Below are 22,991 nucleotides of genomic sequence, written 5' to 3'. Positions count from 1 at the left end.
TCCCGCAGCGAAATCAAGGAGGAGGGGCGAAGCCCCGGGGGACATTCGCGGAGGGAAGTACCCGGTGGCCTGTGCACACGCCCTGAATGAACCCGCACCCAGAATTTTTTAAATCAGAAAAGAAGGAGTCAGACATGAAGTGGATGAGCGTTCAAACGCCGCAGGGCCCCCGCGTGGGTTACATCAAGGACGGCGCACTGCAGCCCGTCGATGCAGCCCGCATGCAGGACATCGTCGAAGGCCAGCCCTGGCGCGACGCAGGCCAGCCGATCCCCCTCGCCGACGTCAAGCCCGCCTTGCCGTTCGCACCGAGAAACATCATCTGCATCGGCGCCAACTACCGCGACCATTGCATCGAGACCGGCCTGGCCATCCCCGAGAAGCCCGTCGTGTTCGCGAAGTTCAGCAACACGCTGGCCGCCGATGGCGACGCGATCACCTGGCCCGAAGGCTTCACCGAGAAGGTCGACTGGGAAGCCGAACTCGGCGTCGTCATCGGCAAGCGTGCACAGGGCGTGAGCGAGGCTGATGCGCTCTCGCATGTGTTCGGCTACGTCGCCGCCAATGACGTCAGCGCGCGCGACGTGCAGCTGGGCGAGGCGCAATGGGTGCGCGGCAAGTCGCTCGACGGCTTCTGCCCGCTCGCGCCCACCGTCGTCACGCGCGACGAAGTGGCCGACGTGCAATCGCTGGGCATCCGCTGCCTCGTCAACGGCGAGGCCGTGCAGTCGTCCAACACCAGCGAAATGATCTTCTCGGTCGCGTTTCTCATCGCGTACCTCTCGCGCGCCATCACGCTCGAACCCGGCGACCTGATCCTCACCGGCACGCCCGCGGGCGTCGGCCTGGGCCTCAAGCCGCCACGCTTCCTGAAGCGCGGCGATGTGGTCTCGGTCGAGATCGATGGATTGGGTTCGGTGACGAACCCCGTCCACGGCGCGGTCGCAAGGGGCTAGCCTCGGCGGCTTTCAGACAGACATACCTATTCAGGAGACAACAACAATGACAACCACGAGTCCCTACGGCGAGCTGGTCACAGGCGCCATCCACAAGGCGCGCTGGCGCCTGCTGCCCATGCTCATCGTCATGTACATCATGTCGATCCTTGACCGCGTGAACGTCGGCTTCGCCAAGCAGGCGCTGCAGATCGACACCGGCCTGAGCAACAGCGCCTTCGCGCTCGGCGCCGGCATCTTCTTCGTGAGCTACGCGATCTTCGAAGTGCCCAGCAACGTGATCCTGTCGCGCGTCGGCCCGCGCATCTGGCTGTGCCGGATCATGGTCACCTGGGGACTCGTGGCCTCGGCCATGATGTTCGCCACCACCGAGACCTCCTTCTACGTGCTGCGCTTCCTGCTCGGCATCGCGGAGGCGGGCTTCTACCCCGGCGTGCTGCTCACGCTGACCTACTGGTTCCCGGCCAAGGTGCGTGCGCAGGCCAACGGCATTTTGCTGTTCGGCTTTGCGGGCGCGCTCGTCATCGGCGGGCCGATCTCCGGCGCGCTGCTCGACATGAACGGCATCGGCGGCCTCAAGGGCTGGGAGTGGATGTTCCTCATCGAGGGCCTGATGGCCGTGGTGGTGGGCATCGTGGCCTTCTTCGTCATCGTCGACCGGCCGCACAACGCACCCTGGCTCACGAGCGCGCAGCAGAACGCGCTGCAGGCCGTGCTCGACCAGGAAGCGGCGGAGAAGTCGGCCGACAGCCCGCAGACCGTGTGGCAGACCTTGTGCAATCCGCGGGTCATGTTCTTCGCGCTGAACTTCTTCATCGTGCAGATCGCCGCCTACGGCCTCATCTTCTATCTCCCGACCCAGGTGGGGCAGATCCTGGGCCAGAAGATCGGCCTGCTGGTCGGCTTCGTCACCAGCATCCCGTGGCTGCTGGCACTGTTCGTCGTGTACTTCGTCACGCGCTGGTCCGACCGGCACCACGACCGCCGCCGCGTCACCGTGGCCACGCTCTACACGATCTTCGGCGTGTGCGTGTGCCTGTCGGCGCACGGCTCGCCGATCTTCGCGATCGCGGCGCTGTCCATCGGTGCGTCGACCTACCTGTCGGGCACGCCGATCTTCTATGCCTTCCTGTCGGAGCGGCTGTCGGGCCTGGGCATTGCCACGGGCATCGCGCTGGTCAACTCCATCGGCAACCTCGGCGGCTTCGTGGCGCCCAACCTGCGGACCTACGTGGAGCAGAACCACGGCGGATCGGCCGCGGGGCTGTACACGCTGGGCAGCGCGGCGCTGCTGGCCGCACTGATGCTGGCGCTCATGCCCAAGGGCTGGCGCGTGGCGAAGAAGAGCGGGGCTGCGGCGGCGCCGGCGGCCGTGCTCGACGGCCGGGCGCGCGCCTAGTCAGTCAGAAGGCCTGTCGCCAGACGCGCGACAGCGCCTGCCATGCGCAGTCGACTTCTGGCCGCTTGAGCGCGCCGGCCAGGCAGACAAAGCGCAGGTCGCAGCCGATGCTCACGCGGTCGGCAATGACCAGGCCGTCGCGCTGGCTGGCCTGCAGCGCCAGCGCATCGCGCGCCAGCGAAATGCCCACGCCGGCGCGCACCAGCGCCAGCATCGACATCTCCTGGTCGGCCTGCGCGGCTTTCTTCAGCACCAGCTTGTGGGCCTGCAGCACCGGCGCCAGCAACCGCGAATGCGAGGAGGTCGGCGGTGCCAGCACCCACGGCAGGTAGGCCAGCTCGGGCCAGTCGCGGCCCAGCACCTGCGGCGCCCAGCCGCTCGGGCCGATCACCTGGTAGTTGAAGCGCGCCAGCACCTGCGAATGGAACAGCTCGCCGTCGTGGCGCCGTGAGGCGGCGCTGGCCTGCGGCAGGTCGGTGGCTTCGGGGTCGCCGAGGTAGAAGCCGATGTCGAGCTCCTTGTTCAGCAGTCGGGCGAGCACGTCGCCGCTCGTGCCCTGGTGCAGCTCGGTCTCGAGCTCGGGCGCCAGCGCCACCAGTTCGGTGAGGAAGGGACTGAGCCGGGTGAAGTCGGGGTCGAGGATGGTGCCGATGCGCAGCGAGCCGCGCACGCCGCCCTTGAGCCGCTCGGCGGCCACCGCGAAATCGTTCAGGCTCTCGAGCGCATGCTCCGCGTGGTTGAGCAGCGCCGCGCCGTCGCGCGTGAGCAGCAGGCCGGTGGGCGTGCGCTGGAACAGCTCCAGCTCGACCAGCGCGCCCAGCTCCTTGAGCTGCAGGCTCACGGCCGGCTGCGTGAGGAACAGGCGCTGCGCGCCGCGCGACACCGAGCCCTCGCGGGCCACGGCCACGAAGGCCTGCAGGAGCCGGGGCTCGATCTTCTTCATGCCGCGCCGGGGAAAGGCTGCAGCTGCTTGTACATGACGAAGGCGTCCACGAAGCCCTGCTGCGGATGCCTGAATGCGCCCGGCAAGGTGCCGACGATGGCGAAGCCCATGTGCTGCCACAGCCGCACCGCGCGCTCGTTGGTGGAGACGACGAAGTTGAACTGCATCGCCAGGAAGCCCATGCGCAGGGCCTGCTGCTGCGAGTGCTCGCACAGCGCCGAGGCCACGCCCAGGCCGCGCGCCGCCTCGGACACCACGTACCCGCAGTTGCTCACGTGCGCGCCCTGGCCCGGCTGGTTGGCGCGGATCACATAGGTGCCGAGCACGGCGCCTTCGTCGTTGCAGGCCACGAAGGTCAGCGTGGGCACTTTCATCCACGAGTGGCGGGCCTCTTCTTCCGTGACATCGGGCGGGTAGGTGTAGGTGTCGCCGCGGCGAAACGTCGGTTCGAGGACGGCCCAGAGGGCGGGCCAGTCGGCGTCGAGGGCTTCGCGGATCTGGATCATGGGGTGATTCGAAAAGGGGGCAGCATGCCAACAAGGATAATCCGCGCCCATGGAAATCATCAGCTTTCTCGTCGACTTCATTCTTCACGTCGACAAACACCTCGAGGCCTTCGTGGTCGCCTACGGCCCCTGGGTCTATGCGCTGCTGTTCCTGATCGTGTTCGTCGAGACCGGTGCGGTGGTCATGCCGTTTTTGCCGGGCGACTCGCTGCTGTTCATCGTCGGCGCACTGTGCGGCGTGGGGCTCATGAGCTTCCCGCTGGCCTGCGGCATCCTGATCGTGGCGGCCATCCTGGGCGACCAGTGCAACTACTCGATCGGGCGCTACTTCGGGCCCAAGGTGTTCCAGTGGGAGAACTCGCGCTTCTTCAACCGCAAGGCCTTCGACCAGGCCCACAGCTTCTACGAGCGCTACGGCGGCATCACCATCGTGCTCGCGCGCTTCATGCCCTTCATTCGCACCTTCGCGCCCTTCGTGGCCGGCGTGGCCGAGATGAACCGCGCGAAGTTCACGGCCTACAACGTGGGCGGCGCGCTGCTCTGGGTGCTGGGCATTGCCACCGCGGGCTACTTCTTCGGCAACCTGCCGTTCGTGCGGCTGCACCTGGACAAGATCATCTGGGCGCTGATCTTCGTGCCCGGCCTGCTGGCGATCTTCGGCGCGTGGCGCGCCTCGAAGGCCGAGAAGGCACGGGCGGCGGCATCGCAGGCCTGAGCGGCCCTCCGCTCGCCCCAAGAAAAAACGCGCCCGAGGGCGCGTTTTTTCGTTGAGGGTTGGAAGGATCAATCAGTAGCGCGGCCCGTTGTCCGGGTAGTAGCCACTGCCGCGCGGGTAGCGCTGCTGGTTGTAGTAGTTGCGCTCGTCGACGTTGCGGCCCACCTGGTTGCCGATGATGCCGCCGATGGCCGCGCCGCCGAGCGTGCTGCCCGTGTTGCCGCCGATCGCATGGCCCACCGCCGCGCCGCCGAGTGCGCCAATGCCGGTGCCGAGGTTCTGGTTCGGACCGCTCGCACAACCTGCCAGCGTCATGACCGAAGTGGCAGCTGCAGCGGCGATCCAGAGACGTGTCTTCAACATGAGGTCCACCTTTCGAGAGTGATGGCCCATCATGGTCAAAAGTATGCATTTCGCGGTGTAGGAGCCTGCCGCGCTTGCCTGTGCGCAGGGGCGCGTGTTGCGGAACGCAACGCCTGAAAGCACGTGTGGCTAGGGGGTTCGCGGCTTCGGCGCCTTCTTCTTCGGGGCTTCCAGCGCGCCCGACGACGCGGCCCGCAGGATGCGGCGGAAGGTGGGGCATTCCATGTGGCTGGGCGCGGGGCAGACCGCCGCATGCCGCAGGCCGTCGCGCATCGCTGTGAGCTGGCGAATCGTGCGGTCGAGGTCCTGTGCCTTGTCCGCGAGCACCTGTCGGTCGATGCGCGGCTTGCCTTCGGGCGAGAACATGTGGCCGATTTCCTCCAGCGAGAAACCGGCGGCGCGCCCCAGCGCGATGAGCGCGAGCCGCTCCAGCACCTCGGGCGCGAACACGCGGCGCAGGCCGTGCCGGCCGGTCGAGGCGATCAGCCCTTTTTCTTCATAGAAGCGCAGCGTCGAGGCGGGAACGCCGGCGCGTTGCGCGACTTCCGAAATGTCCATGTGCCGGCCCCCTCTTGACTTCAAGTCGACTTGAATTGGCACAGTCTAGCTCTCGCCGCTTGAAGGCATCTGAAGGAAAACGATCATGGACGACACATCTCCCGCCAATGCCGAACAGGCCGCCTTGTGGAACGGCCACGCCGGCAGCGCCTGGGTCCGGACGCAGGCCGTGCTCGACGCGATGTTCCAGCCGCTCGAAGCGCGGCTGAGCGACGCGGTGCGCGCCGTGGGCGCCCGCCGCGTGCTCGACGTGGGTTGCGGCACCGGCCGCACGACGCTCGCCGTGGCGCGGCAACTCGGCCCGGCGGGCCAGTGCCTCGGCGTCGACATCTCTGCGCCGATGATCGAGGCGGCGAAGGCCCGCGCCGCGCGCGAGGCGCTCCCATCGGCCCGCTTCGTCTGCGCCGACGTGCAGGGCCATGCCTTCGAGCCGGCTGCGTTCGACACGGTGATCTCGCGCCTGGGCGTGATGTTCTTCGACGACCCGGTGCGGGCTTTCGTGAACCTGCGGCGCGCGGCGACGGACGGCGCGGCCCTGCGCTGCATCGCCTGGCGCGGCGGGGCCGACAACCCGTTCATGACCACGGCCGAGCGCGCCGCCGCGCCGCTGCTGCCCGGCCTGCCGCCGCGCCTGCCGAACGCACCGGGCCAGTTCGCGTTCGCCGATCGCGCGCGGGTCGCGGGCATCCTCGAGGCGAGCGGTTGGGGCGAGGTCGACATCCAGCCCTTCGAGGTCGAATGCGCGTTCCCCGCGACGGCGCTGGCCGACTACTTCACGCGGCTCGGGCCGGTCGGCCTGGTCCTGCAGGAGGTGGATGCCGCGACGCGCGCGCAGGTCGTCGAGACGCTGCATGCCGCCTTTGCGCCCTATGTGCAGGGCGACGACGTGCGCTTTGTCGCGGCCTGCTGGATGATCGCGGCGCGCGCGCCGGTGCGGGGGCGTGGCCATGTCTGAGGCCGTCGAATGCGCGCTGCGCACGCTGTGGATCGGCGCCGGCGCGACGGTGGTGATGGACCTGTGGGCCGTGCTGCGCCAGCGCCTGTTCGGCATTCCCTCGCTGGACTACGCGCTCGTGGGCCGCTGGCTCGTGCACCTGACGCGCGGGCGCTTCTTTCACCACCCCATCGGCAAGTCGCCGCGCGCGGCGGGCGAGGGCGTCATCGGCTGGAGCGCGCACTACCTGCTCGGTATCGCGTTCGCGGCCGTGCTGCTCGCAGGCTGGGGATTGGAATGGGCGCGCCAGCCGACGCTGGTGCCTGCGTTGATCGTCGGTATCGGCACCGTGCTCCTGCCGTTCTGCGTGATGCAGCCTGCGATGGGCGCGGGCTTTGCCGCGCGCCGCACGCCGCGCCCTGCGATGGCGCGGTTCCAGAGCGTGGTCACGCACAGCGTCTTCGGCGTCGGCCTTTATCTGGCCGCGTGGGTCGCCCGCGTGGCGGGCTTCTAGGTCAGAGCTGCCGGCTGCGCGCGAGCGGCGGGTTCTGCGCGAAGTAGCGCTGGATGCCGCGCATCAGCGCGTCGGCCAGGTTTTCCTGGTAGTCGGCGCGGCGCAGGTTGGCTTCTTCCTCGGGGTTGCTGATGAAGGCGGTCTCGACCAGCACGCTCGGGATGTCGGGCGCCTTCAGCACCGCGAAGCCGGCCTGCTCGACCTGCGCCTTGTGCAGCCGCGCGCCGATGCCCTTGATCTCGCCGAGCATCGCACCGCCGAGCTTCAGGCTGTCGTTGATCTGCGCGGTGGTGCTCATGTCGAGCAGCGCACGCTGCACCTGCGCCTCGTGGTTGCCCACGTTCACGCCGCCGACCTTGTCGGCGTCGTTCTCCTTGTTGGCCAGCCAGCGCGCGGCGCTGCTGGAGGCACCGCTCTGGCTCAGCGCGAACACGCTGGCGCCGCGCGCGGCGGGCGTGGTGAAGGCGTCGGCGTGGATGCTCACGAACAGGTCGGCCTGCACGCGCCGCGCCTTCTGCACGCGCACGCCCAGCGGCACGAAGAAGTCGGCGTCGCGCGTGAGAAAGGCGCGCATCGGGCTGCCGTTGACGCTGGCCGCGTTGATGCGCTCGCGCAGGCGGTGCGCCACCTGCAGCACGATGTCCTTCTCGCGCGTGCCGTTCGGGCCGATGGCGCCGGGGTCTTCACCGCCGTGGCCGGGGTCGAGCGCCACGATGATGATGCGGTCGGTGCGGCTGGCCGTGGCGCGCGGCGGCGGACCGGGCGGCGTCACGGGCCGGGCCGGGGGCGCCGCGGCCACCACGGGCGGCGGTGCCGGCGGCAGCGGCATGCCGCCGGGCGGCAAGGCCGGTGCGGGCCCGGACGGCGCGGGGCGCGCGGCCTGCTGCGCCATCAGGTCGCCCAGCGGGTCGCCGGGCGGCATCGCGGGGCGCACGGGTGCGGGGGCCGGCGACGGTGCGGCGGGGGCGGGCGGAGCGGTGGCGACGACGGGGCCGTTGCTCGGGGCGGTGGTGGTGCTGCTGCCGTTCTTGGGCGCATCGCGCAGCCGCTCGGCGATCAGCGCTTCCATCGGGTCGATGGCCTGCTCGGGGTACAGGTCGAGCACCAGCCGGTGCTTGTAGGCGGCCACGGGCGCCAGCGAGAACACCTGCGGGCGCACGGTTTGCTTCAGGTCGAACACGATGCGCACCACCTTCGGTGCGTTCTGCCCGATGCGCAGGCCGTTGATGTACGGGTCGCCCGGCTTGATCTTGCCGACCAGGTCGCGCAGCTCGGTGTTCAGGTCGATGCCCTCGATGTCCACGGCCAGCCGGGGCGGGCTGCCGACCACGAGCTGCTGCGAGTTGAGGCGGGCGTCGGACTCGATGGTCACGCGGGTGTAGTCGGCGGCGGGCCACACGCGCACGGCGAGGATGCTGGCGCCGCGCGCGATCTGGTGCACGCCCAGCATCAGCGCGATGCTGCCGCCTTGCAGCAGCACGCGCCGTTTCAGGCCGGTCGCCTTCATGCGGCCAGGCACGCCAGCAGATCGCTGCCGCGAGGGGTGTTCGCCAGGAGGGTCACGCTGCGGGTGTCGTCGGTCATTGCTTCTATTTTAATAGCTAGGTCGGCAGGTGGGGTGCGCCCCGCGGCGTTCTCCGGCCACTCAGCCAGCTTGAGGCCCGGGCCCGCGAAGATGTCGCGGAAGCCCGCGTCGTCCCATTCGCGCGGGTCGGCGAAACGGTAGAAGTCGAAGTGGTAGATGGCCAGCCCGTCGGGCGCCTCGTGCGGCTCGACCACCGCGTAGGTGGGGCTCTTGATGCGCCCGGTGATGCCGAGCGCGCGCAGCAGGTGACGCACGAAGGTGGTCTTGCCGGCGCCCAGGTCGCCCTGCAGCGCGATGAAAGCGTCGCGCAACGCGGGCGATGCGGCGAGCGCGCGCGCCAGCGCGTCGGTGTCGTCTTCGCCCTGCCAGCGCAGGGTGCGCGTTTCTACAATCGGCAAGTGATCGTCAGCCATCCACTCGTTGCTCGTATTCAGGCCTTGGCCCGGGAACTCGGATTCTCCCAAATCGGAATCGCGGGCGTCGATCTGTCGAGCGCCGAAGACGGTCTGATGCAATGGCTGGCCCATGGGTTCCATGGAGAAATGCAATACATGGCAACGCACGGCACGCGCCGCGCGCGGCCGGCGGAGCTGGTGCCGGGCACGGTGAGCGTGATCACCGCGCGCATGGACTACCTGCCGCGCGACACCGACGCCGAGTGGCAGGCCATCGAGTTCGACCGGCTGCGGCGACCCGGCGAGGCCATCGTGTCGCTGTACGCGCGGGGCCGCGACTATCACAAGGTGCTGCGCAACCGCCTGGCCAAACTGGCCGAGAAGATCGCCGAAGAGGTCGGCCCCTTCGGCCACCGCGCCTTCACCGATTCGGCGCCGGTGCTCGAGGCCGAGCTCGCCTCGCGCAGCGGCCAGGGCTGGCGCGGCAAGCACACGCTGGTGCTCGACCGCGACGCGGGCTCAATGTTCTTCCTGGGCGAAATCTACGTCGACATGGCGCTGCCGCCGAGCGAGCCCGTCAGCGCGCACTGCGGCAGCTGCAGCGCCTGCATCGACGTGTGCCCGACACGCGCCATCGTCGCGCCGCAGCGGCTCGATGCGCGCCGCTGCATCTCGTACCTGACGATCGAGCACGCCGGCGCCATTCCGGTGGAGCTGCGCCCGCTGATGGCCAACCGCATCTACGGCTGCGACGACTGCCAGCTGATCTGCCCCTGGAACAAGTTCGCGAAGAAGAGCACGCTGCCCGACTTCGATGCGCGCGAGGGGCTCACGGGCCGCACGCTGGCCGAGCTGTTCGCGTGGAGCGAGGAAGACTTCTTGCGCCGCACCGAAGGCAGCCCGATCCGCCGCATCGGCCACGAGCGCTGGCTGCGCAACATCGCGGTGGCGCTGGGCAATGCGGTGCGCTCAGGCGAGGGCGGCGCGAAGGAAGCGTTGGCCACGCGCGCCGGACATCCGAGCGCGCTGGTGCGCGAGCATGTCGCGTGGGGGCTGGCGCAGCAGCCCGGAGATCAACCGACTTAAGCGGGAAGGATCTCGCGCACGCGTTCCCATGGCCGGCACATGAGCGTGCCGCGCGGCGACACGACGATCGGGCGCTGCAACAGGATCGGGTTCTCCACGATCGCGTCGAACAGCTGGTCGTCGGTCAGTTTCTCGTCCGCCAGCTTCAGTTCTTCGTAGGGCGCTTCCTTGGTGCGCAGCAGGTCGCGCGCCGTCAGGCCCATGGCCTTCGCCAGTTCGCGCAGCTTCTTCTTCGGGGGCGGCGTTTCCAGGTACAGGACGATCTCGGGCTCCACGCCGCTTTCGCGGATCAAGCCCAGCACGTTGCGCGACGTGCTGCAGTTGGGCTTGTGGTAGATCGTCATCGGGTAGGCGGTGGTCGGTGTGCGTGCGGTCATGGCGTCGATTATGAGAAGAGAAGAACGGGCCTCAGCTTGTCTCTTCGTCCGCATCCATCGAGAACGGAAAGCGCGCCGCCCAGAACGCGGCCAGCCGCGGGTCGGCGTCCACGCGCCGCACCACGCGCGCCATGCGCGGCGCCACGCGGTAGAAGCGCCGGCGGGTCGGCGTCCAGCGCGACACCACGGTCACGTACAGGTCGAGCATGCTGATCTTGTCGCCGAGCAGGTAGGGCGAAGGTTCGTCGATCTGCGTGTCCATGAGGTGCCAGCAGTGCGCGATGCGCGCGGCCGTGCGTTCGAGCACCACGGCCTGCGCGGCGGCATCGGCCGCGAGGCGCGAAGGCTCGTCGCGCACCCAGAACATCGAATAGATCGAGGCCGGCAGGTAGACCATCCAGCGCAGGTACTGCGCGCGGCGCGGATCGCCGGGCGCGGGGCAGAGCCCGGCCTCGGGGTAGCGGTCGCCCAGCCAGATGAGGATGGCTGCGCTCTCGGTCATGACTTCGCCCGAAGGCAGCACGAGCGCGGGCACCTGCTGCATCGGGTTGACGCCGGTCAGCCGCTCGCGTTCGGACTCGCCCTCCCAGGGGGCGATGTCGACCGTGTCGACCTGCGCGCCGATCAGCGTCAGCGCGGCGTGGATGGGCGTGGCGCCCGAGCCGGGCGCCCCATAGAGGGTGTAGCGGTCGGCGGCTGCTGCTGCGACCGCCGGGGCGGATGGAGAGGCCATCCGCGCAGGTTACTGCAGGCTTGCGCCTCTTGCCAACCCGCTCAGGCGGCCAGCAGGGCGTCGACCTTGTCCAGCGCCTCGAGCGTCTTGAAGCAGGCCTCGGCCACTTCCGTGCCCTTGACCGCGAAGTGGCGGTGGAAGTACTTGCGGTGCTCCACGTGCTCGTGGAAGTGGTGCGGCGTGAGCACGGCCGAGAAGATCGGCACGTCGGTCTCCAGCTGCAGCGACATCAGCGTGCTGACGACGGTGTTGGCGACGAACTCGTGGCGGTAGATGCCGCCGTCCACCACCAGCGCGCAGCCGATGATGGCCGCGTACTTGCCCGAGTTGGCCAGGCGCTTGGCGTGCAGCGGAATCTCGAAGGCGCCGGGCACATCGAAGATGTCGATGAGCTCGCGCGCCACGCCGAGCCGCGCCATCTCTTCGAGAAAGGCGTCGCGTGCCTGGTGGACGATGTCGGAATGCCATTGCGCCTCGACGAATGCGATGCGCTGGCCGCGCGGCGAACCCGACGCGGTGACGGCAGAAAGGGGAAGGTCGTTGATCTGACTCATGGTGTGCCTCTTGAAAGCAGGTTTCCTGAATCAGGGCGCACGAAACCACAGGCTCGCTCGCGCGCCGGTTTGCCCAAAAAGAGCAAAGCAAGGCGCGCGGGCATGCCCGCATTTCGCGCTCTCTTTCATCCGGACTGTGACCGTCGGCTTCGGAATCGCACCGAAATCTGCTGACCCTCGAACCTGTGGCAGGTCCGAGGCGCTCGCGGGCTTGTGCAACTTTCGTTGCCATCACCGCCGGTGGGGAATTGCACCCCGCCCTGAGAACGCTTGCCGTCCGGCGAACCGGACGACGGCGCGATTCTAGAAGCACGTCGCCGGGCCGGTTGTCGCCCGCGCGCCAGACCTTCGAGCGCGCGGGGATTTGCTTCAGAAGCGGTACGTCGCGCTCGCGGTCAGGGTACGGCGCTGGCCGTAGAAGCAGTCGCCGCGTGCCAGGCAGGTGGTGATCTGCACCTTGTCGGTCAGGTTGGCCACGTTGAGCGCCAGGCGCAGCGGGCCGTTGTCCCACGCGAACATCGCGTCGAACAGCGTGACCGCGGGCGCGGGGTTGCTGTCCATGCCGTCGTACGACTTGCCCAGGTAGCGCACGCCGCCGCCGGCCGAGAAGCCGTGCAGGCCGCCGATCGAGAAGCGCTTGGTCACCCAGGCCGAGGCCGTGTGCTTGGGCACGCCCGAGATGCGCTTGCCCAGGTCGGAGCCGTTGCTCTTCGACACGCGCGCGTCGGTGTAGGCGTACGAGGCGATCCAGTCCCAGTCGCGCGCGATGCTGCCCTTGTACTCGAGCTCCAGGCCCTTCACGTGCACTTCGCCGAGCTGCACGCTGTTGAGCGGGTTGGTCGGGTCGGTGGTCTTGCGGTTGGTGTCGCGCAGGTCGTACACGGCCGCCAGGAACGAGGTGCGCTGGCCCGCGGGCTCCCACTTCACGCCGGCTTCCCACTGCTTGCCGCGCTGCGGCTTGAAGGGGTTGTTCGATGTGTCGACGCCGCCCAGCGGCAGGAACGATTCGGCGTAGCTCAGGTACGGTGCCCAGCCGCCGTCGGCCAGGTAGACCAGGCCGGCGCGCTTGGTGGTGGCCTTGTCGTCGGCCGCCGCTGCGGGGCGGCCTTCGGTGTCGGTGGTGGCCTTGTCGTGGCGCAGGCCCAGCAGGCCGATCCAGCGGCCGTACTTGACCTGGTCCTGCACGTACAGGCCCGCCTGCTTCTGCACCACTTCGGGCGCGCGCGTGTAGCTGGTGGGGGCCGTGTAGTTGCCGTACACCGGCGCGTACACGTCGAGCGCGCCCGCACGGCCGCGGCCCGAGAGCTTGGAGGTGGTGTTGCGCTGGAAGTCGGCGCCCAGCAGCAGCGTGTGCTCGACCTCGCCGGTCTTGAAATGCGCTTCGGCCTGGTTGTCGAGCAGCAGCATCTTGCCGCCGTTGATGTCGCTGCTCAGGTCGCGCTCGATGGTGCGCTGGTCGGCGTTGAACACCGGGCGCGCCGGACGGCCCGTGAGGCGGTTGGCCGTGAAGCTGGTGTACGAGGTGTTGTACCAGACCTTGCTCTCGGTCGAGCGCAGGTTCTGGCGCACCGTCCAGGTGTCGTTGAGGCGGTGGCTGAACAGGTAGCCCAGCGAGGTGCTGCGCGTGTCGAAGCGGTCGAAGCCCGGCTCGCCGGTGAAGGTCGAGGTCGGGATGCGGCCGTACAGCGAAGGCAGCAGCGTGCCCTGCCACGGGAAGAAGCCGATCAGCGAGCCGCTCTTGTCCTTCTGGTAGGAGGCCTGCAGCGTGAGCGAGGTGTCGGCGTTCGGGCGCCAGGTGAGCGAGGGCGCGATCGCGATGCGGTCGTCCGACACGTGGTCGACCTGCGTGCCGCTGTCGCGGTTCACGGCCACGAGGCGGTACATCCACTTGCTCTCGGGATCGAGCGAGCCGGTGAAATCGGCGGCGATCTGCTTGCGCGCGTTGTTGCCCAGCTGCAGCTGCACTTCGCGCTGCGTCTCGGCCTGCGGGCGCTTCGACACGAGGTTGAGCACGCCGCCGATGCCGCCCTGGCCGTACAGCACCGACGAAGGGCCGCGCAGCAGCTCCACGCGCTCCAGCATGTACGGGTCGGGCCGGCTGGCGTTGTAGGTGCCGTAGGTGCGTTGCAGGCCGTCGAGGTACTGCACGGCGTCGCCGCCGCGGGCCTTGAACGAATCCACGCGGCTGTCGAAGTAGCTCGACACCACGCCGGCCGTGTAGTTGGTGGTCTCGCGCAGGGTGAGCGCGCCCTGGGCTTCGATCTGGTCGCGCGTGACGACCGAGATGGCCTGCGGCGTTTCGATCAGCGGCGTGTCGGTCTTGGTGGCCGTGCTGCCGCGCCTGGCGACGAAGCCCGTCACGGGGCCGGTGGCGGTCTCGCCCGCATCGCCCGAGACGGTGACGGTGGGCAGGGCCTGCCGTGTGTCGGCAGCGGCGGCTTCTTGCGCGTGGGCATGTGCGCTGGCGGCAAGCGCCACGGCGGTGACCGCGAGCGTGGCATAGCCCCGCCGCGTGCGCGGCGTTCCGGGGCGACGATTCTTGGATGTCATGTGCAGCTTCTCCTGTGTCCTGCGTCAGGTGTGTCTAGGGCGGGGGAGTGGCTGCGGCGCGGTCAGGCGCGCCATGGCTTCTCGGGTGCGATCGAAAAAAACGGAAACGAACGAGCGCGTGCCGTGGCGCATTCCGAAAGGAAAGCGCATCCGGCTTGTGTTGTGTGTCTACGGCGTCGTGGGGGCAGTGGCCGGGGGCGACGACGGGATGTGTCGTCGCTCGGGCTGCTGCGTCTTCGTTCCTTCGAAGACGGCTGGCGGGCTCGCGGCGGGCGCGGGCGGCTGGCTGAGGCGGGCGATTATAAAAGGCCGCATCAGCGGCCCGCGAGGAACTGCGTCATGCGGTGCAGTTCTTCGTCGAGGCCCGTGCGGAAGGCCGCGCCGTGCGGCTTCTTCGCATCGGCATAACCGAAGGCCGGCTGCAACCGACCTTCAGGTGCGCTCACGTTGGCCCACCCGATCACGCGGTCGTGCCACAGCATCGGCAGCGCGTAGTAGCCGAACTGCCGTTTCGGCGCGGGCGTGTAGGCCTCGAACTTGTACGTCCAGCCCCACAGCAGCTCGAAGCGGCGGCGGTCCCACACCACCGGGTCGAAGGGCGCGAGCAGCCGCACCGCGTCGTCGGGCGCATGGCGGCGCGAGACGGGGTTCTCGTCAGCGGGCCAGTACCAGGTCGTGCCGTCGATGCGGCAACTGGCCAGCTCCTCGCGCGCCAGCCGCAGCGCAGCCTGCGTCTGCGCGGCCAGGTGCGGCGCGCCGTAGCCGAGCAGGCGCACGAGGTAGGTCAGGCTCGTGGCCGGCAGCGGTGCGTACTTGCGCACCACCAGTTCGATGAGCGCCGCCGCGCGCTGTGCGCGCCCGGCGGGGCTGTCGTCGGCGGGCGGGTGGCTCACCGCTTCGTACACCCGCGTGCCGCTGTCGCGCCGCACCACGCGCAGCAGACCGCGGTAGTGCATGCCGTCGAGCAGGTGCGTGGTGGCGTTGCTGGAGCCACCCCAGTAGTTCTGGATGCGGCCGTGCGCAAAGTGCTGCTCGACCTGGCGCGGATGCACCGGACCGTGCTCGCGCACGTAGGCCAGCACGTCGGCGGCCTTGCGGCGCGTGTCGGCGTCCCAGGCTTTCCTGGCCTCGCGCGGATGCATCAGCGCCAGGTGTTCGCGCGGCAGGAAGCCGTAGTTGACGAGGCAGTCTTCCTCGATCGCGAGCCGCGCGTAACGGCCTTCGAGATCGCCCGCGCGGTAGTCCTTCACGCGGTGGCGCAGCGTGAGGTCTTGCGCCCGCGCCGGCGCGCGGATCGGGTCGGCCTGCACGAAGCCGAGCTTGCGGATGGCGGCGGGGAGCGTCGTCGGCGTGAAGAGGGTGCGCGCGACGGCATAGCGGCGCAGGTCGTCGAGGGTCGGGTCAGCCATGGGGCGAATTGCAGCACAAGCGGCTGCCTTCCGCTTCGGCCGGATCGATCAGACCGCGCTGCGGTGTCGCTCGATGCAGACGTCGAGCGTCTCGGCGCCGGGGCGCTGCCACCAGTCGAGGTTCGAGAAGATCTCGACCTCGCTGAAACCCGCAAAGCCTGCATCCTCGACCCACCCGCGGATCTTCTTCAGCTCGACAACCCCGTCACCCATCATCCCGCGATCGGAGAGCAGGTCGCGCGTCGGCGTGAGCCAGTCGCAGACGTGGTACGCCAGTAGCCTTTCGTGGCCGGCGCGGGCGATTTGCTGCTGCAGCTTCGGATCCCACCACACGTGATAGATGTCGAGTGCCACGCCCAGCATGCCGGTCTTGCCCGCATCGAGTTCGTCGCAGAGATCGAGCGCGTGCTCGAGCGTGTTGATGCAGGCGCGGTCGGCCGCCTGCATCGGGTGCAGGGGCTCGATGGCCAGCGGCATGCCGACCTCGCGCGCGTACTCGAGCGAGGCGGCGATGCCGTCGCGCACCTCGTTGCGTGCGCGGGCGATGTCCTTGTACGCCGCCTTGCCGTCGAGCGCGCCGGGCAGGGCGCCGACGACCAGCACGAGGCAGGGCGCATCGAGCGTCTTGGCCTCGTCGATGGCGCGGCGGTTGTCGTCGAGCGCTGCCTTCAGGCCGGCCGCATCGGGCGCGGGAAAGAAGCCGCCCCGGCAGTAGCCCGAGAGGCCGATGCCGTGCGCCTTCAATTGCTTGGCCACCTTGTCGAGCCCGACGGCCGCGACCTGGTCGCGCCACGGGCTGATGGCGCGGATGCCGCGTTCGGCGCACTGGTCGATGAGGCGGTCCAGCGGCACCTCGGCGCCCGATTGCTTGCGGATGGTCGCCGTGTTGATCGACAGCCAGTCGTGGTTCTGCGAGAAATCGCGCATGGTCGCCATCAGCCTTCCACGCCGTGCAGCGCCAGCAGCGTCTTCATGCGCCGCACCGCGAGTTCCGGCTGCTCCAGCAGGTTGGCCGCATCCGCGAGACGGAAGAGCTCCGCGAAGTGCTGCAGCGAGCGCGTGCTCTGCTGCCCGCCCACCATCGTGAAGTGCTTCTGGTGGCCGTTGAGCCAGGCCATGAACACCACGCCCGTCTTGTAGAAGCGCGTGGGCGCCGCAAAGATGTGGCGCGACAGCGGCACCGTGGGGCCGAGGATCGCGTGGAACTTCTCGGTGTTGCCCTGGGCCAGTGCGCCGAGCGCGGCACTCGCGGCCGGCGCGATGGCGTCGAAGATGCCCAGTAGCGCATCGCTCTTGCCGTGCGTCGGCTCGCTGCCGAAGCCGTCGCCCGCGATCAGCTCGGCGTAGTTGAAGTCGTCGCCCGTGTACATGCGAACGCCCTTCGGCAGGCGGCGGCGCATGGCGATTTCCTTGTCCTTGTCGAGCAGCGAAATCTTGATGCCATCGACCTTGTCTGGATGCGCCGCAATGATGCCCACGGCGGTGTCCATCGCCGCGTCGACGTCCTTCGTGCCCCAGTAGCCCGCCAGCGCCGGGTCGAACATGTCGCCCAGCCAATGCAGCACCACGGGTTGCTTCGCCTGGCTCAGGATGCGGTCGTACACGCGCTCGTAGTCGGCGGGGCTCCTGGCCACGCGGGCCAGTGCGCGGCTCGCCATCACGATCAGCTTGCCGCCGAGCGCCTCGATGGCGGCCATCTGTTCTTCGTAGCCGCGGATCACGTCGTCGACGCTCTTCACGTCGTCGATGTTCAGGTGGTCGGTGCCGCAGCCCGAGGCGACGAGCGCGCCGGGCATGTCCTTCGCGGCGTCGAGCGAGCGGCGGATCAGTTCGAGCGACGTGGGCCAGTCGAGGCCCATGCCCCGCTGCGCGGTGTCCATCGCCTCGGCCACGCCCAGGCCCAGCGAGAACAGGTGGCGGCGGTAGGCGATGGTGGTGTCCCAGTCGACCGCGCATTGCAGCCACGGGTCGATGGCGGCGAGCGGGTCGGCCACGACGTGGGCGGCCGAGTAGGCGATGCGGTTGAACTTCACGCCCGCATCGGGCTTTACCGGCGCGGTGCCGCGCAGGGCGTAGGACGCGAGCGCGCCGCTCGCGGTGGGGAGGGTCAGCGACAGGGCCATGGCTTTGTCTTCTTCCTCAGACCTTCAGCGTGGGCACGTCGATCCAACGGCGCTCCTGCCACGACGCGAGCGCGGCCTCGACCAGCTGCACGCCCTTGGCGCCTTCGGGCAGCGTCCACTTGTAGGGCGCGTCTTCCACCACGTGGCGGATGAAGTGTTCCCACTGGATCTTGAAGCCGTTGTCGTAGACCTGCGAGTCCGGAATTTCCTGCCACTGGTCGAAGAAGTTCATCGTCTGCTTCTCGTCGGGGTTCCACACCGGTCGCGGCGTGGCCACGCGCGACTGGGCGCGGCAGCTCGACAGGCCGGCCACTGCCGAGCCGTCGGTGCCGTCGACGTGGAAGGTCACGAGGTCGTCACGGCGCACGCGCGTGGCCCAGCTCATGTTGAGCTGCGCGATCACCGGCTCGCCGTTGTGGCCCGTGAGTTCGCAGGTGGCATAGGCCGCGTCGTCGGCGGTGGCCTCGTAGGGCTTGCCGGCTTCGTCCCAGCGCGTGGGGATGTGCGTGGCACCGATGCACGACACCGACTTCACCTCGCCGAACAGGTTGTCCAGCACGTAGCGCCAGTGGCACATCATGTCCAGGATCATCCCGCCGCCGTCTTCCTTGCGGTAGTTCCAACTCGGGCGCTGGATGGGCTGCAGGTCGCCCTCGAACACCCAGTAGCCGAACTCCAGGCGCACGCTGAGCATGCGACCGAAGAAGCCCGCGCGGCGCAGCATGTCGAGCTTGCGCAGGCCGGGCAGGAAGAGCTTGTCCTGCACCGCGCCGTGCTTCAGGCCCGTGGCCTTGCCGGCTTCGTCGGCCAGGCGGGCGATCTCGACGGCTTCGTTGAGGTTGGTGGCGATCGGCTTCTCGCAGTACACGTGCTTGCCGGCGCGGATGGCCTTGGCCAGCAGCGTGGGGCGCATCTGCGTGGTGCCGGCGTCGAAGAAGACGGTGTCGTCCTTGTTCGCGAGCGCCTGGTCGAGGTCGGTGCCCCAGCGCGCGATGTTGTGGGCCTTGGCGAGCGCTTCCATCTTCTCGGCGTTGCGGCCGATGAGGATCGGGTCGGGCATGACCTTGTCGCCGTTCGACAGCGTCACGCCGCCCTGGGCGCGGATGGCGCAGATGGAGCGGATCAGGTGCTGGTTCATGCCCATGCGGCCGGTGACGCCGTGCATGATGATTCCGAGACGTTGGATGGCCATCGTGGGTTCCTTGGGGAGATGCAGGGGAAAAAAGAAAGGGTCTTCGATCGGCGTGGCGCGTGGCAATGCCGGGGCAGGCCGGGCTGCCCCGCGTGCACGACGCGGCGCGAGACCTCGGCGTGTCTGCTGTTACTGCTGGACCGCGAGGCCGGCGGCCTTCACGAGCTGCGCGTTGCTGGTGATCTCGTCCTTGATGTAGGCGTCGAACTGCTCGGGCTTGAGCGTCCAGGCGTCGGCGCCCAGCTTGAGGAAACGCTCCTTCACCTCGGGCGTGGCCAGGGCCTTGACCACCTCGTCGTGCAGGCGGTTGACGACGTCGCGCGGCGTCTTGGCGGGCGCCATCATGCCGATCCAGAAGTTGAACTCGGAGCCGGGCACGCCGGCCTCGGTGGTGGTGGGCACGTCGGGCAGGGCGGCGGCGCGCTTGGGCGAGCCCACGGCCAGCGCCAGCAACTGGCCTTCCTTGATCTGGCCGATGACGGGCGCGATGGGCGAGAAGTAGTAGTCGACGCGACCCGAGAGCACCTCGGTGACGGCTTCGCCCGAACCCTTGAAGGGGATGTTGGTGGCGTCGATCTTCGCGGCCATCTTGAACTTCTCGGCGTTCAGGTGCGTGGCGCTGCCCTGGCCGGCCGAGGCGAAGTTCATGCTGCCGGGCTTGGCGCGCGCGGCGGCCAGCAGCTGCGGCAGGGTCTTGATGTTCTTGCTGGGCGAGATGACGAGCGCGTTGGGCAGCGACGAGATCGGCGTGACGCCCGCGAAGTCGTGCACCGTGTCGAAGGGCAGCTTGGCGAAGGTCGACGGGCTCACCGTGTGCGACGACGAATGGATCATCACCGTGTAGCCGTCGGGCGCGGCGGTGGCCACCGCCTGCTGGCCGATGGTGCCGCTGGCGCCGCCGCGGTTCTCGATGACCAGCGCCTGGCCCATGCTGGTGCCCATCTTGTCGGCGATGGCGCGGGCAATGATGTCCGTCGTGCTGCCGGCGGCGAAGGGAACGATCACGCGGATCGGCTTGGTGGGGTAGCCGTTCTGCGCGGCCGCCAGGCCTGGCAGCAGGGCGGCCAGGCAGGTCAGCGAGGCCAGGAGGGTGGTGCGTGCAAATTGCTTCAAGGTTGTCTCCGCGCGGTCGGGCCGCAGTTCTTGAGTCATCAATTCACCAGTGGGTGAATTATTGAATTGTAGGAACGGCTGCGCCGCAGCGTCAACCGACGCTGCTTGGTGAAAACCCGGAGGCGTGGAAAAGGGCGCCTGCAGTGCCCGAAGGCTCAGTGCAGGACGTAGCCCAGCACGAGATCGGTCATGTGCGAGAGGCGTTGCGCCATCGCCTTGGGCGCACGCAGGTCACGCCCGAAGATGGCCGACAGCGTGTGGTTGTTCGAGAGGTAGAAGTAGCACAGCGAGGCGATCGAGATGTACAGCTGCACCGGGTCGACGCCGGCGCGAAAGAGGTTGTCCTTCTTGCCGCGCTCCAGCACGGTGTCAAGCAGCTGCACCAGCGGCGAGTTCATCTCCTGGATGCGGTCGGAGCGCTTCAGGTGCGCCGCGCCGTGCAGGTTCTCGCTATTGAGCAGCGTGATGAACTCGGGATGCTCCAGGTAGTAGTGCCAGGTGAAGGACACCAGCTGGCGGATCGCCTCGACGGGCTCGATCTCGTCCAGGTGCAGGCGCTGCTCGGCGGCGCGGATGTCGGCGTACACGCGCTCCAGCACGGCCAGGAACAGGTCGTCCTTGCTGCCGAAGTAGTAGTAGATGAGGCGCTTGTTCAGGCCTGCGCGCTCGGCGATGCTGTCCATGCGCGCACCGGCCAGGCCGCGTGCGGCGAACTCGTCGCGCGCCGACGCGAGGATGGCCAGCTGCGAGCGGTCGGCGTCGCGCGAGCGCGGCTCGAGCGTTTCGGGCAAAGAGTCCTTGGGGGCCTTCATGACGCGAATTTAACCAATTGGGGAATTAAGACAAGGCGTGGAAGGCAGGCACACATAATCGCCGGAGACATTTGCAACTGAGGTTCGAACTTTCCATGAGTACATCACAACCTGCGGGCCACCTGATCGTCGAGTGCCTGGTCGAACAAGGCATGCAACTCGCCTTCGGCGTGCCGGGCGAGAGCTTCCTGGCGGTGCTCGACGGCTTCCATGCCTACCGCGACCGCGCGCGTTTCGTGGTGAACCGGCAGGAGGGCGGCGCGGCTTTCATGGCCGAGGCGCACGGCAAGCTCACGGGGCGCCCGGGCGTGTGCTTCGTGACGCGCGGGCCGGGTGCGACCAATGCCTCGATCGGCGTGCACAACGCGTTCCAGGATTCGACGCCGATGGTGCTGTTCGTGGGCGACGTCGGCAGCGACTTCCGCGACCGCGAGGCCTTCCAGGAAGTGGACTACGCCAGCTTCTTCGGACCGAGCACCAAGGGCTTTGCCAAGCGCGTGGAGCGCATCGACGACGCCGACCGCATTCCCGAGTACATCGCGCGCGCCTTCGCCACCGCAATGAACGGCCGGCCGGGCCCGGTCGTGCTGGTGCTGCCCGAGGACATGCTGCGCACCGAGACGGCGGCACGGCCTCTGGCGCGCGTGGAGGCGGTCCAGCCGTGGAGCGACCCGGGCGCGCTGCGCACGTTGCGCGAACTGCTGCTGAAGTCGCAGCGCCCGCTGCTGATCGCCGGCGGCGGCGGCTGGACGCCGCAGGCCGCGCAGGCGCTGCAGCGCTTCGCCGAGAACTGGCGCCTGCCGGTCGCGAACGCCTTCCGCTTCCAGGACACCTTCGACAACCACCACCCGCAGTACGCGGGCGACGTGGGCATTGCCATCAACCCGAAGCTCGCGCAGCACGTGAAGGACGCCGACCTGGTCCTGGCCATCGGCCCGCGCCTGGGCGAGATGACGACGGGCGGCTACACGCTGCTCGAAGCGCCGAAGGCGAAGCAGACGCTGGTGCACATCCATGCGAGCGCCGAGGAGCTGAACCGCGTCTACCAGGCCGACCTGGCGATCAACGCCGGCATGAGCGCCGCGGCGCGCAGCCTCGAGGTGCTGAGCGCGCCGCCCTCGCTGCCGTGGGAAGCCTGGACGCAGCAGCTGCACGCCGACTACGAAGCCTGGCTGCAGCCGCAGGCGCTCGCCGGCATGCCGGCCGAGACGCCGCGCGGCGCGGTCGACATGGCGGCCGTGGTGGCGCTGCTGCAGAAGCACCTGCCGGCGGATGCGGCCATCACCAACGGCGCCGGCAACTTCGCGAGCTGGGTGCACCGCTACTTCCGCTACCACGGGCTCGCCAAGGGCGCCAAGACGCAGCTGGCGCCCACCAGCGGGGCGATGGGCTACGGCGTGCCGGCGGGCATTGCCGCGAGCATCGCCACCGGGCGCGTGGTCTTCACCATCGCGGGCGACGGCGACTTCCTGATGAACGGGCAGGAGCTGGCCACGGCCTCGCAGCACGGCGGCAAGAGCATCGTCGTGCTGCTCAACAACGGCATGTTCGGCACGATCCGCATGCACCAGGAGCGCGAATACCCCGAGCGCACCAGCGGCACCGCGCTGCGCAATCCCGACTTCTGCGGCCTGGCGCGCGCCTACGGCTACGCGGCCGAGCGCGTCACCGAGACGGCGCAGTTCGAGGCCGCGCTGCTGCGCGCGCTGGCGGCCGACACGGGCACGCTGATCGAGATCCCGCTCGACCCCGAAGTGATCACCACGCGTGGCACGCTGGCGTCGATCACACGTGCGGCGAAGCAACAGGCGCAGGGCTGAGCGCTGCGCGATGGCGGGCCACCTCGTCGCGCAGCGCGGGCGAGCGCAGTTCGAAGACGTCGAACAGGCCGAGCGCGTCGAGCGTGGGAATCAGCGCCGCGAGGTCGTCGCGGGCGACGCGGCGTTCGTCGGCCGTGGCGTTGGCGTCTTCGAGCACGCGCGCATTGGCGAGGAAGGCGCCGACCGAGCCCTTGCGCACGGTGTGGCCGTCGATGACGGTGAAGTCCTGTCCGTCGGGAATGATGTCTTGCGCTTTCATGGCGGGTCCTTGGTGAGTCGGGTGGAGGTGCATTCGATGCTAGGCAGCAGGGCCGTGCCCGGCTTGCGGCGCGGGGCCAATCGATACCGCTCGCG

General features: G+C 68.9%; 24 protein-coding genes and 1 riboswitch. Of the genes, 7 read left to right on the top strand and 17 right to left on the bottom strand.

Annotated elements, in window-relative coordinates; translation table 11 throughout:
- The first annotated feature begins 134 nt into the window (after nt 1–134).
- Together AC1RAA_RS08960 and AC1RAA_RS08955 are read left to right on the top strand one after the other, a co-directional pair.
- On the top strand, nt 135–956 hold the full coding sequence (locus tag AC1RAA_RS08960) for a fumarylacetoacetate hydrolase family protein (RefSeq protein ID WP_492727678.1): 822 nt from the start codon (nt 135–137) through the stop codon (nt 954–956).
- A 46-nt stretch (nt 957–1,002) separates the two neighbouring features.
- Nucleotides 1,003–2,355: an MFS transporter gene (locus AC1RAA_RS08955; RefSeq protein WP_082818212.1), complete on the top strand. Its 1,353-nt coding sequence runs from the start codon at nt 1,003–1,005 to the stop codon at nt 2,353–2,355.
- 4 nt (nt 2,356–2,359) lie between these two features.
- On the opposite strand, the gene AC1RAA_RS08950 is transcribed toward AC1RAA_RS08955, so the two are convergent.
- Nucleotides 2,360–3,298: a LysR family transcriptional regulator gene (locus AC1RAA_RS08950; RefSeq protein ID WP_492727677.1), complete on the bottom strand. Its 939-nt coding sequence runs from the start codon at nt 3,296–3,298 to the stop codon at nt 2,360–2,362.
- A complete protein-coding gene (locus AC1RAA_RS08945; RefSeq protein ID WP_492727676.1) occupies nt 3,295–3,804 on the bottom strand; it encodes a GNAT family N-acetyltransferase in 510 nt (169 codons plus the stop codon). The genes AC1RAA_RS08950 and AC1RAA_RS08945 overlap by 4 nt, the downstream gene beginning before the upstream one ends.
- A 49-nt stretch (nt 3,805–3,853) precedes the next feature.
- Between AC1RAA_RS08945 and AC1RAA_RS08940 the strand changes: the two genes are divergently transcribed.
- Nucleotides 3,854–4,519, top strand: coding sequence for a DedA family protein (locus tag AC1RAA_RS08940; protein ID WP_101489752.1), 666 nt, complete (start codon nt 3,854–3,856; stop codon nt 4,517–4,519).
- 72 nt (nt 4,520–4,591) lie between these two features.
- Here AC1RAA_RS08940 and AC1RAA_RS08935 read toward each other — a convergent pair whose 3' ends face one another.
- Together AC1RAA_RS08935 and AC1RAA_RS08930 are read right to left on the bottom strand one after the other, a co-directional pair.
- Nucleotides 4,592–4,882, bottom strand: coding sequence for a YMGG-like glycine zipper-containing protein (locus AC1RAA_RS08935; protein ID WP_223301444.1), 291 nt, complete (start codon nt 4,880–4,882; stop codon nt 4,592–4,594).
- Between the two features lie 129 nt (nt 4,883–5,011).
- Nucleotides 5,012–5,440, bottom strand: coding sequence for a helix-turn-helix domain-containing protein (locus AC1RAA_RS08930; RefSeq protein WP_159276157.1), 429 nt, complete (start codon nt 5,438–5,440; stop codon nt 5,012–5,014).
- An 85-nt stretch (nt 5,441–5,525) separates the two neighbouring features.
- Here AC1RAA_RS08930 and AC1RAA_RS08925 point away from each other — a divergent pair, with 85 nt between their 5' ends.
- Complete coding sequence (locus AC1RAA_RS08925) at nt 5,526–6,395, top strand: class I SAM-dependent methyltransferase (protein ID WP_492727675.1); 870 nt, start codon at nt 5,526–5,528, stop codon at nt 6,393–6,395.
- Nucleotides 6,388–6,888 (top strand): DUF2938 domain-containing protein, encoded by a 501-nt coding sequence (locus AC1RAA_RS08920; protein WP_492727674.1) that lies wholly within the window; start codon nt 6,388–6,390, stop codon nt 6,886–6,888. Before AC1RAA_RS08925 ends, AC1RAA_RS08920 begins: the two co-directional genes overlap by 8 nt.
- Before the next feature lies 1 nt (nt 6,889).
- On the opposite strand, the gene AC1RAA_RS08915 is transcribed toward AC1RAA_RS08920, so the two are convergent.
- Both AC1RAA_RS08915 and tsaE read right to left on the bottom strand, forming a co-directional pair.
- A complete protein-coding gene (locus tag AC1RAA_RS08915; RefSeq protein WP_307635486.1) occupies nt 6,890–8,395 on the bottom strand; it encodes an N-acetylmuramoyl-L-alanine amidase in 1,506 nt (501 codons plus the stop codon).
- Complete coding sequence (gene tsaE / locus AC1RAA_RS08910) at nt 8,392–8,886, bottom strand: tRNA (adenosine(37)-N6)-threonylcarbamoyltransferase complex ATPase subunit type 1 TsaE (RefSeq protein WP_056579690.1); 495 nt, start codon at nt 8,884–8,886, stop codon at nt 8,392–8,394. The genes AC1RAA_RS08915 and tsaE overlap by 4 nt, the downstream gene beginning before the upstream one ends.
- Here tsaE and queG point away from each other — a divergent pair.
- A complete protein-coding gene (queG, locus tag AC1RAA_RS08905; RefSeq protein ID WP_492727673.1) occupies nt 8,872–9,954 on the top strand; it encodes a tRNA epoxyqueuosine(34) reductase QueG in 1,083 nt (360 codons plus the stop codon). The genes tsaE and queG overlap by 15 nt on opposite strands.
- On the opposite strand, the gene arsC is transcribed toward queG, so the two are convergent.
- The 10 genes from arsC to AC1RAA_RS08855 form a co-directional block, all read right to left on the bottom strand.
- Entirely contained in the window at nt 9,951–10,331 is a 381-nt protein-coding gene (gene arsC, locus AC1RAA_RS08900; RefSeq protein ID WP_492727672.1) for an arsenate reductase (glutaredoxin), read from the bottom strand. The two genes, queG and arsC, sit on opposite strands and share 4 nt — an antisense overlap.
- 31 nt (nt 10,332–10,362) lie before the next feature.
- Nucleotides 10,363–11,064: a glutathione S-transferase family protein gene (locus AC1RAA_RS08895; protein ID WP_492727671.1), complete on the bottom strand. Its 702-nt coding sequence runs from the start codon at nt 11,062–11,064 to the stop codon at nt 10,363–10,365.
- Between the two features lie 41 nt (nt 11,065–11,105).
- Nucleotides 11,106–11,618: a 6,7-dimethyl-8-ribityllumazine synthase gene (locus AC1RAA_RS08890; RefSeq protein ID WP_062473480.1), complete on the bottom strand. Its 513-nt coding sequence runs from the start codon at nt 11,616–11,618 to the stop codon at nt 11,106–11,108.
- A gap of 113 nt (nt 11,619–11,731) precedes the next feature.
- Nucleotides 11,732–11,890: riboswitch (FMN riboswitch) on the bottom strand.
- Between the two features lie 97 nt (nt 11,891–11,987).
- Nucleotides 11,988–14,168: a TonB-dependent siderophore receptor gene (locus AC1RAA_RS08885; protein ID WP_492727670.1), complete on the bottom strand. Its 2,181-nt coding sequence runs from the start codon at nt 14,166–14,168 to the stop codon at nt 11,988–11,990.
- 314 nt (nt 14,169–14,482) lie between these two features.
- A complete protein-coding gene (locus tag AC1RAA_RS08880; protein WP_492727669.1) occupies nt 14,483–15,577 on the bottom strand; it encodes a DNA glycosylase AlkZ-like family protein in 1,095 nt (364 codons plus the stop codon).
- A 48-nt stretch (nt 15,578–15,625) separates the two neighbouring features.
- Nucleotides 15,626–16,504: a sugar phosphate isomerase/epimerase family protein gene (locus AC1RAA_RS08875; RefSeq protein WP_492728349.1), complete on the bottom strand. Its 879-nt coding sequence runs from the start codon at nt 16,502–16,504 to the stop codon at nt 15,626–15,628.
- 8 nt (nt 16,505–16,512) lie between these two features.
- On the bottom strand, nt 16,513–17,700 hold the full coding sequence (locus AC1RAA_RS08870) for a dihydrodipicolinate synthase family protein (protein ID WP_492727668.1): 1,188 nt from the start codon (nt 17,698–17,700) through the stop codon (nt 16,513–16,515).
- 16 nt (nt 17,701–17,716) lie between these two features.
- A complete protein-coding gene (locus AC1RAA_RS08865; RefSeq protein ID WP_354345090.1) occupies nt 17,717–18,892 on the bottom strand; it encodes a Gfo/Idh/MocA family protein in 1,176 nt (391 codons plus the stop codon).
- A 129-nt stretch (nt 18,893–19,021) separates the two neighbouring features.
- On the bottom strand, nt 19,022–20,005 hold the full coding sequence (locus AC1RAA_RS08860) for a tripartite tricarboxylate transporter substrate binding protein (protein WP_492727667.1): 984 nt from the start codon (nt 20,003–20,005) through the stop codon (nt 19,022–19,024).
- Nucleotides 20,006–20,160: 155 nt separating this feature from the next.
- The gene (locus AC1RAA_RS08855; RefSeq protein WP_095946946.1) at nt 20,161–20,817 is read right to left on the bottom strand and encodes a TetR/AcrR family transcriptional regulator; all 657 of its coding nucleotides are present in this window, start codon (nt 20,815–20,817) and stop codon (nt 20,161–20,163) included.
- Nucleotides 20,818–20,912: 95 nt separating this feature from the next.
- Here AC1RAA_RS08855 and AC1RAA_RS08850 point away from each other — a divergent pair, with 95 nt between their 5' ends.
- On the top strand, nt 20,913–22,637 hold the full coding sequence (locus tag AC1RAA_RS08850; RefSeq protein WP_492727666.1) for a thiamine pyrophosphate-binding protein: 1,725 nt from the start codon (nt 20,913–20,915) through the stop codon (nt 22,635–22,637).
- Here AC1RAA_RS08850 and AC1RAA_RS08845 read toward each other — a convergent pair.
- The gene (locus AC1RAA_RS08845; RefSeq protein ID WP_492727665.1) at nt 22,603–22,896 is read right to left on the bottom strand and encodes a hypothetical protein; all 294 of its coding nucleotides are present in this window, start codon (nt 22,894–22,896) and stop codon (nt 22,603–22,605) included. The two genes, AC1RAA_RS08850 and AC1RAA_RS08845, sit on opposite strands and share 35 nt — an antisense overlap.
- Between the last annotated feature and the right edge of the window lie 95 nt (nt 22,897–22,991).

This window comes from Variovorax sp. GW823-FHT04F07 (genome assembly GCF_058795995.1).
Note: the sequence above shows the minus strand (reverse complement) of the source record. Positions and strands in the feature narration are given on the sequence as shown.

Bases quoted from the DNA above. Each gene is read 5' to 3' on its own strand.
- AC1RAA_RS08960 (WP_492727678.1), top strand. From the start codon at position 135: ATGAAGTGGATGAGCGTTCAAACGCCGCAGGGCCCCCGCGTGGGTTAC.
- AC1RAA_RS08955 (WP_082818212.1), top strand. From the start codon at position 1,003: ATGACAACCACGAGTCCCTACGGCGAGCTGGTCACAGGCGCCATCCAC.
- AC1RAA_RS08950 (WP_492727677.1), bottom strand. From the start codon at position 3,298: ATGAAGAAGATCGAGCCCCGGCTCCTGCAGGCCTTCGTGGCCGTGGCC.
- AC1RAA_RS08945 (WP_492727676.1), bottom strand. From the start codon at position 3,804: ATGATCCAGATCCGCGAAGCCCTCGACGCCGACTGGCCCGCCCTCTGG.
- AC1RAA_RS08940 (WP_101489752.1), top strand. From the start codon at position 3,854: ATGGAAATCATCAGCTTTCTCGTCGACTTCATTCTTCACGTCGACAAA.
- AC1RAA_RS08935 (WP_223301444.1), bottom strand. From the start codon at position 4,882: ATGTTGAAGACACGTCTCTGGATCGCCGCTGCAGCTGCCACTTCGGTC.
- AC1RAA_RS08930 (WP_159276157.1), bottom strand. From the start codon at position 5,440: ATGGACATTTCGGAAGTCGCGCAACGCGCCGGCGTTCCCGCCTCGACG.
- AC1RAA_RS08925 (WP_492727675.1), top strand. From the start codon at position 5,526: ATGGACGACACATCTCCCGCCAATGCCGAACAGGCCGCCTTGTGGAAC.
- AC1RAA_RS08920 (WP_492727674.1), top strand. From the start codon at position 6,388: ATGTCTGAGGCCGTCGAATGCGCGCTGCGCACGCTGTGGATCGGCGCC.
- AC1RAA_RS08915 (WP_307635486.1), bottom strand. From the start codon at position 8,395: ATGAAGGCGACCGGCCTGAAACGGCGCGTGCTGCTGCAAGGCGGCAGC.
- tsaE (WP_056579690.1), bottom strand. From the start codon at position 8,886: ATGGCTGACGATCACTTGCCGATTGTAGAAACGCGCACCCTGCGCTGG.
- arsC (WP_492727672.1), bottom strand. From the start codon at position 10,331: ATGACCGCACGCACACCGACCACCGCCTACCCGATGACGATCTACCAC.
- AC1RAA_RS08895 (WP_492727671.1), bottom strand. From the start codon at position 11,064: ATGGCCTCTCCATCCGCCCCGGCGGTCGCAGCAGCAGCCGCCGACCGC.
- AC1RAA_RS08890 (WP_062473480.1), bottom strand. From the start codon at position 11,618: ATGAGTCAGATCAACGACCTTCCCCTTTCTGCCGTCACCGCGTCGGGT.
- AC1RAA_RS08885 (WP_492727670.1), bottom strand. From the start codon at position 14,168: ATGACATCCAAGAATCGTCGCCCCGGAACGCCGCGCACGCGGCGGGGC.
- AC1RAA_RS08880 (WP_492727669.1), bottom strand. From the start codon at position 15,577: ATGGCTGACCCGACCCTCGACGACCTGCGCCGCTATGCCGTCGCGCGC.
- AC1RAA_RS08875 (WP_492728349.1), bottom strand. From the start codon at position 16,504: ATGCGCGATTTCTCGCAGAACCACGACTGGCTGTCGATCAACACGGCG.
- AC1RAA_RS08870 (WP_492727668.1), bottom strand. From the start codon at position 17,700: ATGGCCCTGTCGCTGACCCTCCCCACCGCGAGCGGCGCGCTCGCGTCC.
- AC1RAA_RS08865 (WP_354345090.1), bottom strand. From the start codon at position 18,892: ATGGCCATCCAACGTCTCGGAATCATCATGCACGGCGTCACCGGCCGC.
- AC1RAA_RS08855 (WP_095946946.1), bottom strand. From the start codon at position 20,817: ATGAAGGCCCCCAAGGACTCTTTGCCCGAAACGCTCGAGCCGCGCTCG.
- AC1RAA_RS08850 (WP_492727666.1), top strand. From the start codon at position 20,913: ATGAGTACATCACAACCTGCGGGCCACCTGATCGTCGAGTGCCTGGTC.
- AC1RAA_RS08845 (WP_492727665.1), bottom strand. From the start codon at position 22,896: ATGAAAGCGCAAGACATCATTCCCGACGGACAGGACTTCACCGTCATC.